Annotated in this window: 1 protein-coding gene; it reads left to right on the top strand. The window is 72.6% G+C overall.

Going from position 1 to position 277, the window contains the following annotated elements; translation table 11 throughout:
* Positions 1 to 277: glycoside hydrolase domain-containing protein (locus tag GTW40_RS21960; protein WP_161181901.1), on the top strand; the 277-nt coding region annotated here is incomplete at both ends.

Below are 277 nucleotides of genomic sequence, written 5' to 3'. Positions count from 1 at the left end.
CCGACCGGCATGACCGGCAACGACGACCTCGGCACGATGTCCGCGTGGAACGTGCTGTCGTCCATCGGCGTCTTCCCGGTCCAGCCGGGCTACGACACCTGGGGCCTGTCCACCCCGGTCTTCGACCGCGTGGACCTCACCCTGGACCGCCGCTGGTTCCCGCACGGCCGGCTCACGATCAGCGCGCCCGGCACCTCGGCCGACGCCCGTTACATCCGGTCGGCCCGGCTCGACGGCGCCGCCTACGGGCGGACGTATCTGACCACCGCCGACCTGC

The sequence above is a fragment of the Streptomyces sp. SID4985 genome, assembly GCF_009863025.1.
In the GTDB taxonomy this organism is placed as follows: Bacteria; Actinomycetota; Actinomycetes; order Streptomycetales; family Streptomycetaceae; genus Streptomyces.
The sequence above is the reverse complement of the archived record's forward strand: the minus strand, read 5'-3'. Positions and strand labels throughout refer to the sequence as shown.